Annotated in this window: 18 protein-coding genes, 1 tRNA gene, 1 other RNA gene and 1 pseudogene; 10 read left to right on the plus strand and 11 right to left on the minus strand. The window is 34.1% G+C overall.

Annotated elements, in window-relative coordinates; translation table 11 throughout:
- Positions 1 to 41: 41 nt before the first annotated feature.
- From AAGD79_RS01710 to AAGD79_RS01750, 9 genes are all read right to left on the minus strand, one after another.
- Entirely contained in the window at positions 42 to 353 is a 312-nt protein-coding gene (locus tag AAGD79_RS01710) for a type II toxin-antitoxin system RelE/ParE family toxin (RefSeq protein WP_341811493.1), read from the minus strand.
- Positions 334 to 555 carry a hypothetical protein gene (locus AAGD79_RS01715; RefSeq protein WP_095742622.1) on the minus strand — a complete coding sequence of 74 codons (222 nt, stop codon included), beginning with the start codon at positions 553 to 555 and terminating at the stop codon, positions 334 to 336. The genes AAGD79_RS01710 and AAGD79_RS01715 overlap by 20 nt, the downstream gene beginning before the upstream one ends.
- 102 nt (positions 556 to 657) lie before the next feature.
- Positions 658 to 951 carry a type II toxin-antitoxin system RelE family toxin gene (locus tag AAGD79_RS01720; protein ID WP_306700832.1) on the minus strand — a complete coding sequence of 98 codons (294 nt, stop codon included), beginning with the start codon at positions 949 to 951 and terminating at the stop codon, positions 658 to 660.
- Positions 932 to 1,150 carry a hypothetical protein gene (locus AAGD79_RS01725; protein ID WP_006279413.1) on the minus strand — a complete coding sequence of 73 codons (219 nt, stop codon included), beginning with the start codon at positions 1,148 to 1,150 and terminating at the stop codon, positions 932 to 934. Before AAGD79_RS01725 ends, AAGD79_RS01720 begins: the two co-directional genes overlap by 20 nt.
- 200 nt (positions 1,151 to 1,350) lie before the next feature.
- Positions 1,351 to 1,788, minus strand: a complete 438-nt coding sequence (locus AAGD79_RS01730; protein ID WP_006279412.1) for a ClpXP protease specificity-enhancing factor SspB — start codon at positions 1,786 to 1,788, stop codon at positions 1,351 to 1,353.
- A 22-nt stretch (positions 1,789 to 1,810) separates the two neighbouring features.
- Positions 1,811 to 2,141, minus strand: a transfer-messenger RNA (tmRNA) gene (gene ssrA, locus AAGD79_RS01735).
- Between the two features lie 110 nt (positions 2,142 to 2,251).
- On the minus strand, positions 2,252 to 2,842 hold the full coding sequence (locus tag AAGD79_RS01740; protein WP_015588828.1) for a CvpA family protein: 591 nt from the start codon (positions 2,840 to 2,842) through the stop codon (positions 2,252 to 2,254).
- 57 nt (positions 2,843 to 2,899) lie between these two features.
- The gene (locus tag AAGD79_RS01745; protein ID WP_151808045.1) at positions 2,900 to 3,496 is read right to left on the minus strand and encodes a riboflavin synthase; all 597 of its coding nucleotides are present in this window, start codon (positions 3,494 to 3,496) and stop codon (positions 2,900 to 2,902) included.
- Between the two features lie 67 nt (positions 3,497 to 3,563).
- Complete coding sequence (locus AAGD79_RS01750; protein ID WP_341811494.1) at positions 3,564 to 5,264, minus strand: hypothetical protein; 1,701 nt, start codon at positions 5,262 to 5,264, stop codon at positions 3,564 to 3,566.
- Positions 5,265 to 5,410: 146 nt separating this feature from the next.
- Between AAGD79_RS01750 and pheS the strand changes: the two genes are divergently transcribed.
- Together pheS and glmU are read left to right on the plus strand one after the other, a co-directional pair.
- Complete coding sequence (pheS, locus tag AAGD79_RS01755; RefSeq protein WP_341811495.1) at positions 5,411 to 6,454, plus strand: phenylalanine--tRNA ligase subunit alpha; 1,044 nt, start codon at positions 5,411 to 5,413, stop codon at positions 6,452 to 6,454.
- Positions 6,455 to 7,747, plus strand: a complete 1,293-nt coding sequence (gene glmU, locus AAGD79_RS01760) for a bifunctional UDP-N-acetylglucosamine diphosphorylase/glucosamine-1-phosphate N-acetyltransferase GlmU (RefSeq protein WP_341811496.1) — start codon at positions 6,455 to 6,457, stop codon at positions 7,745 to 7,747.
- 616 nt (positions 7,748 to 8,363) lie between these two features.
- Here glmU and AAGD79_RS01765 read toward each other — a convergent pair.
- Complete coding sequence (locus AAGD79_RS01765; RefSeq protein WP_041573492.1) at positions 8,364 to 8,558, minus strand: hypothetical protein; 195 nt, start codon at positions 8,556 to 8,558, stop codon at positions 8,364 to 8,366.
- A 283-nt stretch (positions 8,559 to 8,841) separates the two neighbouring features.
- Between AAGD79_RS01765 and rplU the strand changes: the two genes are divergently transcribed.
- From rplU to ruvC, 8 genes and pseudogenes are all read left to right on the plus strand, one after another.
- A complete protein-coding gene (gene rplU, locus AAGD79_RS01770) occupies positions 8,842 to 9,144 on the plus strand; it encodes a 50S ribosomal protein L21 (protein ID WP_341811497.1) in 303 nt (100 codons plus the stop codon).
- A gap of 10 nt (positions 9,145 to 9,154) precedes the next feature.
- On the plus strand, positions 9,155 to 9,424 hold the full coding sequence (gene rpmA, locus AAGD79_RS01775; protein ID WP_006279564.1) for a 50S ribosomal protein L27: 270 nt from the start codon (positions 9,155 to 9,157) through the stop codon (positions 9,422 to 9,424).
- A 9-nt stretch (positions 9,425 to 9,433) separates the two neighbouring features.
- Positions 9,434 to 9,510, plus strand: a tRNA-Ile gene (locus AAGD79_RS01780).
- Positions 9,511 to 9,567: 57 nt separating this feature from the next.
- A complete protein-coding gene (gene metK / locus AAGD79_RS01785) occupies positions 9,568 to 10,740 on the plus strand; it encodes a methionine adenosyltransferase (protein ID WP_151807781.1) in 1,173 nt (390 codons plus the stop codon).
- A gap of 126 nt (positions 10,741 to 10,866) precedes the next feature.
- On the plus strand, positions 10,867 to 11,550 hold the full coding sequence (locus AAGD79_RS01790; protein ID WP_038249063.1) for a TenA family protein: 684 nt from the start codon (positions 10,867 to 10,869) through the stop codon (positions 11,548 to 11,550).
- A gap of 116 nt (positions 11,551 to 11,666) precedes the next feature.
- Positions 11,667 to 12,254 (plus strand): annotated as a pseudogene (locus AAGD79_RS01795) (TenA family protein); the annotation flags it as partial.
- Between the two features lie 47 nt (positions 12,255 to 12,301).
- On the plus strand, positions 12,302 to 13,129 hold the full coding sequence (locus AAGD79_RS01800; RefSeq protein ID WP_006279354.1) for a cytochrome c oxidase subunit 3: 828 nt from the start codon (positions 12,302 to 12,304) through the stop codon (positions 13,127 to 13,129).
- On the plus strand, positions 13,130 to 13,618 hold the full coding sequence (gene ruvC, locus AAGD79_RS01805) for a crossover junction endodeoxyribonuclease RuvC (protein ID WP_151807779.1): 489 nt from the start codon (positions 13,130 to 13,132) through the stop codon (positions 13,616 to 13,618).
- Positions 13,619 to 13,662: 44 nt separating this feature from the next.
- Here ruvC and ruvX read toward each other — a convergent pair whose 3' ends face one another.
- Positions 13,663 to 14,130: a Holliday junction resolvase RuvX gene (gene ruvX / locus AAGD79_RS01810; RefSeq protein WP_265043752.1), complete on the minus strand. Its 468-nt coding sequence runs from the start codon at positions 14,128 to 14,130 to the stop codon at positions 13,663 to 13,665.
- Between the last annotated feature and the right edge of the window lie 1,247 nt (positions 14,131 to 15,377).

Consider the following 15,377-nt stretch of genomic DNA (forward strand, 5'->3'; position numbering starts at 1 on the left):
TAATTTTTCAATAAAGAAAGGAGTGGTGTATAAAAATATATTTAATGTTTCAGTAGGTCCAATATTGCCTGCTTGTAAATATTGTCCCTGTGTCCTATTGAAACAATAATTACTATACGTTTTGCAGTATTTACACGGTAGACAATACGATAATCATCAGCAACTTTTATTCTTCTATGTTCCTTTAATCTCTTGCGTAGCAACACACCGTTACCAATAGGATCAGTCTCAAGATACTCTTTTATTGCATCTTTAATACTTGGCTTTACATCTTCCGGCAAGGAAGACAAATTTCTTTTAAGAACATGCTTTAGATATTTAATGGTGTATTGCTTATTTCCAGATGTCTTCACTATCCTCTACTTCTTCTGCATCATCAGAATTTAACTCCCTAATAATTTTGGAAAATGCAATATCTTCCGCTTCAAGTTCGATTGCTTCCTTGACTAGCTTTTCTGTTAATTTTTGAACAGACTGCTTGGTGGCTCTAGCTAGTTCAACAAGATGCTGCGAAGTTTCTGGGTTGAAAGTTACACTAACTTTTGAATTTACCATAAGTTTTACCAAAGTCTACTACTATAGCTATTTTACAACATTTTTTTTAATTTTTCAATAAAGAAAGGAAGGAGGGCTGTATAAAAATATATTTAATGTTTATCAAGTAGCCTTCTCATAAATGGTGTCTCTATGTCCTGCTGTAGCAACAAACACCTTATGTTTTGCAATATTTACAGTATAAATAATTCGATAATCACTAACCCTTATTCTTCTATACCCTTTTAGCCTGCCACGTAATGGTTTACCAAATTTAATTGGATCAGTTGTAAGCCGCTCGTTTATCGCTTTTGTAATCCTTGATCTTATTGTTTTTGGAAGATTTAGAAAATCTCTTTCAGTAAAGTTTTTTGAGTAGACAATATCGTATTTCAGTTTATGTCCTCTCCCTTTCAGATAGTACTGTGTTCCAGTCTACATCCTCACATTCCTTAATAGTTTTATATAACGCAATATCTTCTACTTCGCACTCGATTCCTTCGATGACTAACCTTTTTGCTAGTTCTTGAACGGATTCCTTGGTGATTTCAGCTAACTTAGTAAGGTTATGTGAAGTTTTTGGGTCAAAAGTTATACTAATTCCTGAATCTGTCATATGTTTTACCAAAGTCTACTAATAATTATACAACATTTTTCTGAATTTTTCAATAAAGGAAGTTGATGATATGTAAGAAAAATTTTGCCACCTGCGTTAATAAATAATTAAAGATTTAGCATATTTATCTACCCTCTATTCTATTACTTAAGTTAGACCACTTTTTTCTATTAATATTTTTTGTTTATAAAGATGAGCAGTTACTCATCACGCAGTTGATCTATGGATATAATACTACCGTTTGATAGTTTTTCAGTACATTTTTCACTTTTGTATTCTTTATCAGAGTCGATACTGATTTTGTCAAATATTAAAACATCTCCTGAAATTTTATCACGAAACTCACTAATAGCAAAAAACGGTATAGTAATTCGCTCTTGTTTTCCTTGAAAACTCAAACTGACGCTAAATTTATCCTCAGAAACTTTTAAATCATAGAATTGATGCTGTAATATAATAAGCATTTGAGTAGGGTATGACTTTTTCAAACGATCTGGCATGGTCACACCATTAAAATATGTGAAAAATAATATTTCTAAGTGAGGGATAAAACCATTACCTGATATAACATCTAAAGTCTTTTTGATAACTTGAAACTTAGCAGAATTAAGCAGTTTTTTGTAATCTGTTTGCTCCATATAACTTTCACATACGTAAACTTTGGGGGAACTTCTGTTACCCGGCGTTCCCTAAACCGTGCTTTAGTAATAAACCGGTTGTGCTAAATTAAGCAGCAACACGATATTCTTCAGCAGCAAAATTATCGTTTGCATTTAAATTATGAACTCTTAGCGGTGGTGTCTAACCGAGCAAAGCTACCATCTTTACTATGCATGTCGATCCTTAATCGCCCCCGTATAATTAAAAAACATGGTGGAGGCGCCGAGTACTGCCCTCGGGTCCAATACACCTATTACAAGGTAATTTTATTGCTATAGTACACAAAATGTACATAGCTATTATATAGCAACATTAAATAAATGTCAAGATATTATGACCTTAAGTTGATTTATTGCTAAAACAAAATTAATATTTCCAGTAAAAAATTCTGTGCTCTTAACCTGACACATATGGCTTTTTGAATACTCCCAATGAAAATATTTACTCTTCTTTTTTATTGTTTTTAGGTTTTTCTTGATCAACCATTTCTCCACCGATCTCTTTTATTTTTAGTATCAACGACTCTGGTACATACATGTCAATTACTTCTTCTGCTGTCACAAATAAAGCCTGATAAGAGTGTGAATTTATTATCCAATTAGGCAATATGTCTTCTGCTTCTATTTTATACTCTCCCTCTTTTTTGTCATATACTGTGTAGCAATATAAGTGCACAGCAAAAAATAATACATAAGAGAGCAATATTCCTTTAAGCACTCCGAGAAAGATTCCAGTAACTCTATCGATAAACCCCAACCTTATGGGTAATAATATGTACATTAGCCAGTTATTTATTATCATGAATATAAGATTAAGTATAATAAATACAGAGATTGTAGAAAGTATGTTTAGTGTAACTTTAGAATCAAAATATTTACTATAATTTGGAGTGAAAAAATCATAGTGATTAGCTGTCAGAAAGACCGATAAAAATAGAAACATTAGTGCGCATAGCTCTTTTATAAAGCCTCTAGTTACCGAGATTATTACGCATAGAACAACAATGAAGATAATTAGGCTATCGAAAAGCATGTTTTATATCTATATGGTTTTCAAGATATAATAGTTGTAAATAACAAGGTTGTAAAATTAATTGTATTTATGCTGCATCAATTGATCTAAATACCTAGCGATCATGTCAATTTCTAAATTCAAATAATCATTTACTTTGTTGTACTGAAAAGTTGTATTTTCCCATGTATAGGGAGTGATATTTACTGTAAATTCCTGATTAATAACTGAATTCACTGTGAGGGAAACCCCATCTAGTGTAACGGAGCTTTTTTTTGCAACAAATTTAATTAATTCTTGTGGGCACGATAGTTTGATTTCATGAGAATCTAAATTTTGATTAATTGTTAAAAATTTTACTATCCCATCAACATGACCCTGAACCAGGTGGCCATCGATCTTATCGCTTAATCTCATTGCTTGTTCGAGATTTATTTTTTTTCCTATTCTCCACGTATTTAAGTTAGCAACCTTCATAGTTTCTTGAGATGCTTGGACTGTAAATATATCGCTCATTATATCAACAACAGTTAAACACACACCAGAGCAAGCTATTGAATCTCCTTTATTTATAGAGGATAAATTTTGTGTCTTGATATGGAAAATTTGATCAGAGTTGGAGTGAGTGGTAGTATCAGTTATAGTCCCGATATCCGTGATAATTCCTTTAAACATATGGTGAAAATAAATAATTTTACCATGAAAGATCTCTTAGGACAACTTGTTTACATTTTGGGTAAGTTTAAATGCGAGAAGGAGATTTGTTCTGTTCAATAGATTCTATAGAATATTCAGAATATATAAAGCGAGCTAAATTCAAAATACACAGCGCGATTAATATTGGCAACCCTATGTTCAATGCTAACCCAATACTTTCCCTTTTTTCTGGTGGCACTAATCCTTTTAACATTGACACTTTTCCTAATGGAAAATGCCATAAGCAAAGTGTTGATGCAGATGCTACTATTATAAATAGACAAAAATAAGCCTTTTTTGAGGAAAATACAGTTTTTAACGGTGATTTGAGTGTAATGTTAGTAGGTGGTAGAGTTTTAGCTTCATTTGTTGCTGGTGAAAGATCTTTAATTGGTAAAGGGTTTGTAGATTTATGAGGAGTATTTTCATGTTGTGGAGAAGGTTGTTGTATATAAACACCTGAAACTAATTTAAGCAATTGCTCTTTTTTTCTATATACTTGTTTTTGTAAATATTCTTTACCTAAAAGTGAGTTACTAAGAGGTTGTGGCCTTTCGAGTATCTGTAATACTTCTGATATTTCGCCTGGCTCTAATATTGCATGTAATTGTTTATCTTGAAAGTAAACAATATTGAATACTGAGCTGAAAATATTGCAAAATGTTTCTGGATCTTGATTTTTGTATCCACTCATCACTTCAATAAATATTTTATCGAGTTTTTTCCCCCTGTGCTCAATTTGGTTATCTATCATAGCTACTCTAGCATCATTTTGTGCTTGTTTTATGGCTAATGGTTTTTCTTTCTCTGATAATTCTTTGGTCTGCTTTTTTGACTTCTTTTTTCTGTTAGCCTTAAAATACTCTGTGTGCGAAGTAGTTTGACCGAAATCAGAAATAAGCATTGTGACGTCTTCTATTCTTCTTTCGTCGATTCCATCTTTTTGTGTTACCTTGTCCTGTTTTGTCTCTTGAAGTGTTGGATGGTAAGTCAAAGCCCTCTGGTTTCGTATGGACAGTTTTGGTGGCTGTTGAAAGAAGAATTGTATTGTATTAAAAAAATTGGATAGCCGAAAAGAAGATCCAAACCAAAAAAAATTGTCACGCATTGCAGCAACAACTATTGGAACCCGCATCACTTGCTTTTTACTACTTGTTAAATTATAGCCAAACAGGCCTGTAACTGGTACGATTTGTTTATTTTGTGCATTTTTTTTGTTAGTTTCACTCTGTTCTTTTTTGTCTTCATTTTCAGTTTTTTCTGCATGTTGTAGCTTTTCATTTAGAAATAATTCGATTTGGTACAAGTTGTCCAGGTTAATGTTTTCAACGTCTGTTTGTAGCGTTATCGTTGTGCCCTGCAGAAGGATTTGAGGCGGAGCACTATTTACGAATTCTTCTACAGTTTTATAACTGTTAGTTTTACAGTAGTTATTATATAGTTCACTGCTTTCTTTGGGCACTTTTATGTTGGCTGTAAATTTTTTTTCCCGGGAAAGGCAGATTTTGAAAAAATCAATTAAAGGGTTTATTCGAAATAATCTTATATTAAAGGTGTCTTTATCTGTTGCTGTTAGCTCAAATGAAAATTTTTGTATATTGCTTTCAATACTTCTCGAGCGAATAGCACTGATCTTAATTGTTTCGCTAGAAAATGCTTTACTTATGTTTGTGGATTTTTCCTTAAAGAGCTTAGGTAAATCCTCTATTTTATACTTATTCTTAGTTTCAGTGTTACTGTTGTGCATAGTTGATACAGCAAATTCATCAACGCAAAGGTAAATAAAAAAGATTAATTAGTCAATAAATTAATAATCAGAATAGGGCAATTTTTCGGATTGTTGATGATATTTAAAATTTCACTATAATGAAAGTTTAAGCCAGCGTTTTTAAGATGAATAAAGAGTTATTAGATGACATACTTTCACTTGAAGATAAAGCAGTTTCCGAAATTGAGAATGCTTCTTCTTTACAAGATTTAGAAAAAGTTAGGCTATCATATTTGGGAAAAAAGGGTGTAATTAAAGCTTATTTTGACAACTTAAAAGAGATGGAAGACGCAGGAAAAAAGCGCAATTTAGGCGAAGTTATCAACGTTTTACGTAATAAGCTAGATCAGCTTATAATGAATAAGGAGAATATACTAAAAGCCGAAGAAGTTAACTTTAAATTGCAGAACGAGGCAGTTGATATCACGTTGCCTGCGAGGCCAGAAAAAATTGGCAAGGTCCATCCACTCAGTAAGGTTCTAAATGAAGTAAAGCTTATTTTTGCACATATGGGTTTTAAGGCAGTTGATGGCCCTGACATTGAAGATGAATTTCATGTATTTGATGCACTGAATACTCCAAGTCATCATCCTGCACGAGAGGAGCAAGATACCTTCTACTTAAAGAATAAAATAGATGATAAAAGAATGGTACTGCGCACTCACACCTCATCTGTACAGATTAGAACCATGGAAAAAACAAAAAAATTCCCAATTAAAATAGTAGCCGCAGGTAGAGTATACAGAAACGACTTTGATGCAACTCACACCCCTATGTTCCATCAAATAGAGGGGTTATATGTCGATGAGAATGTCAATATGGGCCAGTTAAAATTTACTATTCATCACTTCCTTAATAAGTTCTTTGGCGATAAAGGGCTGAAGATACGTTTTCGTAATAGTTTTTTCCCTTTTACCGAGCCTTCTGCGGAAGTGGACATAAGTTATAAAGGTAGTAAATGGATAGAAGTACTGGGATGCGGTATGACGCATCCAAATGTATTTCAAAATGTTGGAATAGACCATACTAAATACAACGGTTTTGCGTTTGGCATTGGTATAGAAAGGCTTGCAATGCTAAAATATCAAATTAGCGACCTGAGGAGCTTTTATGACAACAAAATCAGCTGGCTTGATCATTACGGTTTTCATTTTTCATCTTTAAGATAAGTGATAAGTAAAACTCATACGTTCGTTATACTTGCTGCAGGGCATGGCAGGCGGATGAATTCAGATTTGCCTAAGGTCCTGCACAAAATAGGCAATTTTTCCATGCTCCAGCATGTCATTTACAATGCAAAACAGTTAAATCCTAAAAACATAGCTGTTGTAGTTGATCTGCCTTTAATTGAAAGACTAAAGTGCTTTGAGGATATACAGTTAATTACACAAGAATCAACACTCGGCACGGGAGATGCAGTCAAAACTGCGATGAGAAACCTGAAAGAATTGCCAGATTCGAACATAGTTGTTGTGCAGTATGGAGATACTCCGCTCATAAAAAGCAGCACAATAACTAAAATGGTTAGTTGCTTAGAAGGCAAGGCTCTAGTTTGCCTAGGTTTTAGGACAAGCAATAAAGAATACGGTAGGTTAATTATTGAGAATGGTTCCTTAAGAGAAATCGTAGAAGCAAAGAGTGATAAAAATAATCATGAAGAATTTCTTGCAAATGCTGGAATAATGGTTGCATGTGCAAAGAATTTACGTGAATTGGTGGAGAAAATAGAGTGCAATAGCTCAACTCATGAATATTACTTGACCGATATAGTTTCCATTGCAGTGAAGAGTAATTTAAATGTCGGTTACGTTATTACCGGTGGAGGAGAAGCAACGGGAATAAATAACAGAAATGACCTTATAAAAGCTGAGTTTTACTTTCAAGAAAATAAAAGAAAAATTTTTACCGACTCCGGAGTAACGCTTGTTGCACCAGAGACTGTTTTCTTTTCTCTTGATACGCAAATTGCCAGAGATTCAGTGATTTACCCATATGTTTTTTTCGGTACTGGAGTGAAAATAGAGTCTGGTGCGAAAATACTGCCATTTTCGCATTTAGAAAACTGCTTAATTAAAAGTAATGCTGAGGTCGGTCCATTTACCAGAATACGCGGAAACACAACAATTGGTAATAAGGCAAAAATAGGAAATTTTGTGGAAGTGAAAACAAGTGAAGTTGGTCAAAACACTAGAATAAAACACTTAAGTTATATAGGAAATGCTAAAGTAGGGCAGGAGAGTAATATAGGAGCAGGCACTATTGTTTGTAATTATGATGGGAAAAATAAACATGAAACGAATATAGGGAGCAATTGCTTTGTTGGCGCCAATAGCTCACTAATTGCGCCGCTTAATATTCATGATGAATCTGTAATTGCAGCAGGTAGTGTTATAGTTGAGAATGTACCAGAAAAAAGCCTTGCAATAGCAAGAGAAAAGCAAGTAACTAAGAGAATAAAGTAGTCTAATTTAATTATGTTGTTGTGTCATTTTTAATATTAGACTTCTTGCATAACCATATAACAAACTTTTATTGGGAATAGAAACAAAAAAACTTCCTTGACAAACTCCGCCAGCCCCCTTATCATAACAGTGAAGCTATTGTATTTGCTTTCGCCAATCTGCAGATTAAAAGGTAAGGATTACTTAATGTATCGGCGTCTTATGTTTAATTTTTTGCAGTATATAGATACTGTATGTCTTTACAAAACTTCATCTACATCTAGATTTTTATCTAAATAAGCTGAACGCGCTTATAAAGCGTTACAAGACATCAAAAAATGCCAATACTCGACAGAGATAGTAAGAGACTAGCTAACTCGGGGGTCCTTTGTCTTTTTTTCTACTTAGTAAATTTCTTAAACATTTGCAGCGTAGGTTAGTTGCAATTAAAAGCAGCTGAATTTCGCTTGTCAAGCGTTTAAAACATAAAAAACGCCAATACTGAAAATAGACAATGACTAGGGCTTCTTTTGCCTTTTTTTTGCTTGGTAAATTTCTTAATATTTATGGCAACATGAACTGGGCAGGAAGGTGTCATTCCAGTGCTCCTTTTTTTGTCACCCGAGCCCCTATGATGTCATTCCAGTGCTTGACACTGGGATCCAGTTTTCCATATAATCTCATCGAAAATGTTGTAACCACTTTCTATGCTAGTTTGCTTGCTCACAAGCAAACTTTCCTGGATCCCAGTGTCTGGGCACTGGGATGACAGAAGAAGGAGGCGCTGCCGTCTTGGATGAAAAGGCTGGATTCCAGTGTCAGCTACTTTCATGACATCATCATAAGGTAAACCAGTGTCAAGCTACTCGGATGACAGGAGAAGGGGCTACTTGCATGACGGTGTCGGTAAACTTAGAGCTATAATAACTATTTGCCTTTTTTCTGCTTAGGTTATGCAAGAAGTCTACTGTCTGAGAAAAGGTAGATAAAAGATGAAAACAGATAGAAGTATTTTAGTAGCTCAAAAAGAACGTTAAGTCATGCTTTTTATTTATATTGACAGCGTATATGACATCGTTTACGATTAAAGTTAATAACAATAATTTATATTTATCATGTTTGCAGTAATTGAGACTGGTGGAAAGCAATATTTAGTAAAAGAAAGTAGTATAATAAAGGTAGAGAAGTTAGAAGCTGAAGAAAAAAAAGAGGTGGAAATCAATAAGGTGATTTGTATTTCAAATAATGGCTTATCTTATTCATCTAATGCTACTGTTAAAGCTGAAGTGTTGGAGCAGTGCAGGGGGGAAAAAATTATAATCTTTAAGAAGAAAAGAAGAAAAAATTACCGTAGGAAAACTGGTCATAGGCAGTATATAACTGTTCTTCGTATAAATGAAATTAGTCTTCAAAAGTAAGAGGTAAGATATGGCAACTAAAAAATCAGGTGGTAGTTCCTGTAATGGTAGAGATTCAGCGGGTCGTAGGTTAGGAATAAAGAAGAATGGGAAGGTTATTCCTGGTAACATAATTGTGCGCCAAAGAGGCACAAAATTCCATCCTGGAAAGAATGTTGGTATAGGTAAAGATCATACGATTTTTGCTAAAATAGAAGGCTGGGTCAGCTTTAGAAGGTCAGCAAATAAAAAGACTTTTATTGATATCGTGCCTACAGATAATATGAAAGCTTCAGCTTGAATAAATCATGGGTCTGTAGCTCAGGTGGTTAGAGCGCACGCCTGATAAGCGTGAGGTCGGAGGTTCAACTCTTCCCAGACCCACCATTTAGTAGTTACTAACTGTGTTTTCTATAGCGGTTTTGATATTGTATAAGCAAAAACATGAGTTTATATAAAAATTTAGTAACCAGTGAATCAGTGGCGGCTGGTCATCCAGATAAAGTAGCAGATCAAATTTCAGATGCAATACTTGATGAGTACCTTTTTACTGATCCTTTTGCGCGAGCTGCAATAGAGACTTTAGTCACCAAAGATAACGTTATTATAGCTGGGGAAGTGTTTGGGCCTAACATCAAAAATAGCAGGATTGAAAGTATTGTACGGAATACAATAAAAGATATTGGTTACAAGCACGATGGGTTCCACTGGAGAAAAGTGAAAGTAAATATATTGCTGCATGAGCAATCAAATGACATTGCAATAGGGTTGGATCAAGGTGCTGGAGATCAGGGCATAATGTATGGCTATGCAACAACAGAGACAGAAAACCTTATGCCGGCACCCATTTTTTATGCACACTCGATTCTGAAAAATATCATGAGCGCAGTTAAAGAAGCAAAACTTGGTCCAGATGCAAAGTCACAAATCACTTTGGCATATGAGAATAACCTCCCGGTACGTGCTGAAAGTATTATTGTCTCAATACAGCACCCTGAGGATTTGGATCAATCAAAAGTAAAAGAAATAATTTACCCTTACATAGTTTCATCTTTACCTGAAGGATGGATGTGTCCTGAGGAAAATCTCTTAGTCAATCCAACTGGTAGATTTGTTATTGGTGGACCGGTTAGTGATTGTGGATTAACCGGACGAAAAATTATGGTTGATACTTATGGAGGTTATATTCCACACGGTGGAGGAGCGTTTTCCGGAAAAGATGCAACCAAAGTTGATAGATCTGCGGCTTATATGGCAAGATATCTTGCTAAAAATATTGTCTTTGCAGGTTTGGCTGAACGTTGTCTTGTGCAGCTTTCTTATGCAATTGGTGTATCAAAACCTACTTCATTCTATATTGATACATTTGGTGCGAATAAGGTAGAGGAAAGAGTAATTAAAAAGTTTATCGAGAATAATATAGATTTATCAACAAAAGGCATAATCAAGCACTTATCGCTTAATCATCCTATATATAAACGTACAGCCTGTTATGGACATTTTGGTAAACAGTCGGAAAGGGACGGTGGATTTTCTTGGGAAAACATGGACTTATCTGCTGATCTTTGTAGAGAATTCAATATAGAAGGTAATAGTAAAATTTCTTTAGATTGCTAAAATTTTTGATTTACAGCCCCATATTTATATACTAGCTTATTGTTAAAGCATAGCACGCTTTTTCATAATAATTATACCACATTAGTAATAATTTTTATATTCAATTTTTATTGTGAGGCTTATAAAGTGTATAACGAAATAGAAGGAGAACTGTACAACGTAATTGTAAAAGAGTTTTCTGATCTTATTGATAAAATAAAAGAACACCCTTTTAATGTTGAATTGATAAATAATACATTAGATTATGAAAAATTCAAATTCTACCTTCAGCAGGATTTTCTGTATTGTATAGATTGCGCTCGTGCTTTTTTAATTGTTGCAGCTAGAGTTGATGATATTGAAATGATGAGTAGTTTAATCAATTTGGCACAAGGAGCATTTTATGTTCGAGAACAGTATAAAAAATATTTTGAAGATTGTGATCTATCTGATGATCACAAAAAGTCAAGAGCTTGTTCTGCCTTTACTGACTTTTTCATGAGTGCCGCATATCACAATTCTGTTAATGAAGCTTTAGTAGCATCTTATTCTTGCTTTAACATATACCAAATCGTTATACGCCATATGGTAAATGAGATAACAACTAAAGGGGTTAAAAATAACAAATACAAAGAGTGGATCAACATTTATAGTAGCGAAACAGTAAATGCTGTAATTGATGAGGTTACTGATATTACAAATAAGCTATATAAAAAAGCTAGTGACTGTGAAAAAAAGAGGATGTATGAGTTTTTTAAGAAAGGGCTGGAATTAGAAATAATGTTTTGGGATGAGGCATATTACTCTAATATATCTAGCAAAGAATATTAGCAGCGGATTATTTACGTTAACTTGATCTTTTATCGGTAACTACAGTGTTCAGTGGCATAATTAGGAGCTGTTACGGGTCAAATCTTTTAAAGGATATAATTTAGCATCCTTTTAATGTTGAGTTAGTGAATAACACCCTAAATATAGAGAACTTCAAATTCTATACTCAACAAGAGGCATTGCTCTTAGGTGATTATATTCGTGCCACCTTAATTGCTGCATCCAGAATGGAAGATTATAGTAGTATTATCTTGCTTGCTGAAGTAGCCCAAAGAGCAGTGACTGTTAATAGAATGTTATATGACTACTACTTTACTATGTACGGTATAAGTCGCGAAAAGAAATCTCTTGAGTGTTTTAATTTCACTAATTTTCTTTTATCCATCTCGCATAGTAATACCTATGAGGCTATGACGGTTTTGTATTCTTGCATGTTTATATACGAGACTGTCGTTGATAGCATGAAAAATAGATTCAAGAAAAATAATAGATATAGGGATTGGTTTAATTTTTGTTACAGTGATTCAGTAAAGTCTGGATGCATTATTTTGGAAAATATTGTTGATGGATATTGCAGCAGAGCAAGAGAAAACGAAAAGAGCAGAATGCTTGAGTTGTTTAGAATAACTGCACAATTTGTGTTAGATTTTTTGAACGGTGCATATAATTTTTCAAGATTCAATCAATTTCCTAAGGAACATTGACAATTTTAAGCTAATTTGTATCCTTAATAAGTATTTTTTAAAATGCTATGAAAAGTAAAGAACATGATTTTCATTTAGTGGATCCAAGCCCTTGGCCAATTGCTGTATCAGCAGCAATTCTTATTCTTGCACTTGGATTAGTTGGCGCGCTTCATAAACAAATTGTCGGAATGTTTTGTTTAGTTTTGGGAATCTCCGCAGTATCAGGGGTGCTGTTTTATTGGTGGAGAGATGTAATAAGGGAGGCCATTTATGACAAATGTCACACTGCCATTGTAAAACATGGACTCAAATTTGCAATGTACTTGTTTATTCTCTCGGAGGTCGTATTTTTTATAGTGTTCTTTTGTTCATTCTTTAAAGCCTGGCTTGATCCAGTTTTTTTATTTGAGGCGTTTTCTCCTGCAAAAAAAGTTGAATGGCCCCCTGAGGGAATTTTGCCACCTGATCCGTGGTCACTACCATTCATGAATACATTAATATTATTGCTTTCTGGTACAACAATTACTTGGGCAAATCACTCTTTACTTAAAAATGATAAAAAGAGCATGATTAAAATGCTGTCCATAACTATATTGCTTGGAGTTTTTTTTATAATAGTGCAAGCAATAGAGTATCATGAAGCGAGTTTTTCTCTACAAGAAACAGGAGAAAAGCTTATTTATACATCCAATTTTTATATGATTACCGGTTTTCACTGCGCACACGTTATAATAGGAATAATATTTTTATCAGTGTGTTTATTTAGAGCACGGAAAGGCCAATTTACACTTCAGGACCATTTGTGCTTTGAGTTTGCCTCCTGGTATTGGCACTTTGTAGATGTAGTCTGGATATTTTTATTTTTGTTTGTCTATTGGTTAAGCGTTTATTAAGTGGTTAAAATAATAGGTCTAGATCCAGGAATAAGCAAGACTGGGTGGGCCATTATCAGCCTGAACGAAAAAAATAATATTGAATTTTTGGGCGGCGGTACCATATCAACTGATGGTAAATTGGGTACAGGTGAACGCCTACATATAATTTTTGAACAATTAAAGAAAGTAATTTCCCTATACTCTCCGAATGAAGCTGCGGTGGAGAAAATTTTTGTTAATAAAAATCCTAAATCTTCACTAACTTTAGGATATGCAAGAGGGGTTGTAATTTTAGCGTTAAAAATAACAAAGCTAACTATGAATGAATATGATGCAAACTATGTAAAAAAAAGCATTACCGGAAATGGCCATGCTGATAAGGATCAGATGATATTTATGGTGAAGCAAATAGTTAAAAATTTGAGTATAAAATGCCACCATGCTGCTGACGCTCTTGCTGTAGCAATTTGTCATGCTTATACGAAAGGTTCTTGTTTTGTTGAGTAACTTTTATATGGGATTCAGTTTGAAGATTTCCAGATCTGGAAAAACTATTTGATTGTATTTATCTTGTCTAACGTTCGTTGCAAAATAATACATGCGGAGATTTTATCATCTATTTTTTTCGATTTTGTGATTGATATTCCAGTAATTTTTAGTGTATGAGTTGCGATAGATGTTGAGAAGCTTTCGTCTTGTAAGTATATATTTACTTTATATTTTTTTATTATTTTATTTGCGAATTGGATTATAGTTTTACACCATTTAGTTTCTTGCTCGTCCATTTTTAATGGTAGTCCTATTACCATTGATCCAGATTCATTTTCTTTGAATATTCTATGCAGATAACCTAAATCTTTGCTCATATTTTTTCTGTGATATATGCTATGAGCTGTGGCTATGAGCTGTGTTTTATCGCTAAATGCTATGCCTATTTGCTTTTCTCCCATGTCAAGGCACATTATGCGCTTCTCTTTTGGAATAGACTTTAGAAACTCATCTGGATTTCTATGTAGCATCTATTAGACTTCCTTTAAAGTGACCTTACCAAAAAAGTGGAGAGAAAGTTAAGAAAATTTTTTACAAAAAGAATAATGAATCAAATTGCTCAGGAATGCAATAGACTTCTTGCATAACCCAAACTAAGTAGAAAAAAGGTATCATCTAAGTAGCTGACACTGGTTTCCATCCAAAAGGGCAGTGCCCCTATGATGTCATTCCAGTGCTTGACACTGGGATCCAGACTTTAATTGTTATACTTGTAAATAAGTCTGGTGAGAATAGACGTTCATCTCAAAATGCAGTATTTTTGTTGAAATAGCTCAACTGGATTCCAGCGTCACGCGCTGGAATGACACCTTTGTGTTTGCATAGCTGTACGAACATTGTGATTTGAGAGCAATCTCCACAAGGGAGGATGTCATTCCAGTGCCCAGACACTGGAATCCAGGAAAAAGAATGGTGTCATCCAAGTAGCTGACACTGGGATGGCTTTGTTGCATCGCTACTTATGAAAGGCTAACTATAATTAGGATTATAAGCAACCTATTGAAAATCTTGTTTTTTTGCAATCAATCTGATCAAATTTAAGAATAGTAATTTATTATTTATATTAATAAATTTAATTCTATTGAAAATAGCTAAAGCATTGAAATTCTTGAATTTTAGCCGGATTAGTGAGTGGTAGTGAAATTTCTTTTACTCAAATTTAGGTATTCACTGACCGTTCTTGTTATAAATACCAGAATAATAAGCTACTGATATTCTCCACCTTTTTTATCTTTAATCCATCATAGCTAGCGATGCAACAAAGCCCACTGGGATCCAGAAGACTTAATTTCAACCAAATAATAAAGGCTGGATCCCAGTGCTTGGCACTGGAATGACAGCAATCCTACGTCATACCGCAATTCATTCGCGGTATCTCGGCCGCTAACAAGTAGCGGGATGACGGTTATCGTTTAGCTATAAATATTTAAGAAATTTACCAAACGAAAAAAAAGGCAAAAGAAGCCCCGTGGTGGTTGGCTATTTACCATGTACTAAAATACCGGCGTTTTTTTTATTCTAAAACGCTTGATTAAGAGCGATTTAGCTGCTTTTAACTTGCAACTAACCTACACCGCAAGTGTTTAAGAAATTTACTAAGCAGGAAAAAAGGCAAAAAAACCCCATAGTAGCTAGCATTCAAATTCTCCCTTGTCAATTTGACGTTTTTTGCTGCCTTAAACGCTTTGTAAGCGCGTTTCGGCTTATATAGGTAAAA

The organism is Wolbachia endosymbiont (group A) of Oxytorus armatus (assembly GCF_964027005.1).
Classification (GTDB): domain Bacteria; phylum Pseudomonadota; class Alphaproteobacteria; order Rickettsiales; family Anaplasmataceae; genus Wolbachia; species Wolbachia pipientis.

Bases quoted from the DNA above. Each gene is read 5' to 3' on its own strand.
- AAGD79_RS01745 (WP_151808045.1), bottom strand. From the start codon at position 3,496: ATGTTTAAAGGAATTATCACGGATATCGGGACTATAACTGATACTACC.
- rplU (WP_341811497.1), top strand. From the start codon at position 8,842: ATGTTTGCAGTAATTGAGACTGGTGGAAAGCAATATTTAGTAAAAGAA.
- AAGD79_RS01730 (WP_006279412.1), bottom strand. From the start codon at position 1,788: ATGGAGCAAACAGATTACAAAAAACTGCTTAATTCTGCTAAGTTTCAA.
- metK (WP_151807781.1), top strand. From the start codon at position 9,568: ATGAGTTTATATAAAAATTTAGTAACCAGTGAATCAGTGGCGGCTGGT.
- ruvX (WP_265043752.1), bottom strand. From the start codon at position 14,130: ATGCTACATAGAAATCCAGATGAGTTTCTAAAGTCTATTCCAAAAGAG.
- rpmA (WP_006279564.1), top strand. From the start codon at position 9,155: ATGGCAACTAAAAAATCAGGTGGTAGTTCCTGTAATGGTAGAGATTCA.
- AAGD79_RS01765 (WP_041573492.1), bottom strand. From the start codon at position 8,558: ATGAAAGTAGCTGACACTGGAATCCAGCCTTTTCATCCAAGACGGCAG.
- AAGD79_RS01715 (WP_095742622.1), bottom strand. From the start codon at position 555: ATGGTAAATTCAAAAGTTAGTGTAACTTTCAACCCAGAAACTTCGCAG.
- AAGD79_RS01740 (WP_015588828.1), bottom strand. From the start codon at position 2,842: ATGCTTTTCGATAGCCTAATTATCTTCATTGTTGTTCTATGCGTAATA.
- AAGD79_RS01750 (WP_341811494.1), bottom strand. From the start codon at position 5,264: ATGCACAACAGTAACACTGAAACTAAGAATAAGTATAAAATAGAGGAT.
- pheS (WP_341811495.1), top strand. From the start codon at position 5,411: ATGAATAAAGAGTTATTAGATGACATACTTTCACTTGAAGATAAAGCA.
- AAGD79_RS01800 (WP_006279354.1), top strand. From the start codon at position 12,302: ATGAAAAGTAAAGAACATGATTTTCATTTAGTGGATCCAAGCCCTTGG.
- AAGD79_RS01725 (WP_006279413.1), bottom strand. From the start codon at position 1,150: ATGACAGATTCAGGAATTAGTATAACTTTTGACCCAAAAACTTCACAT.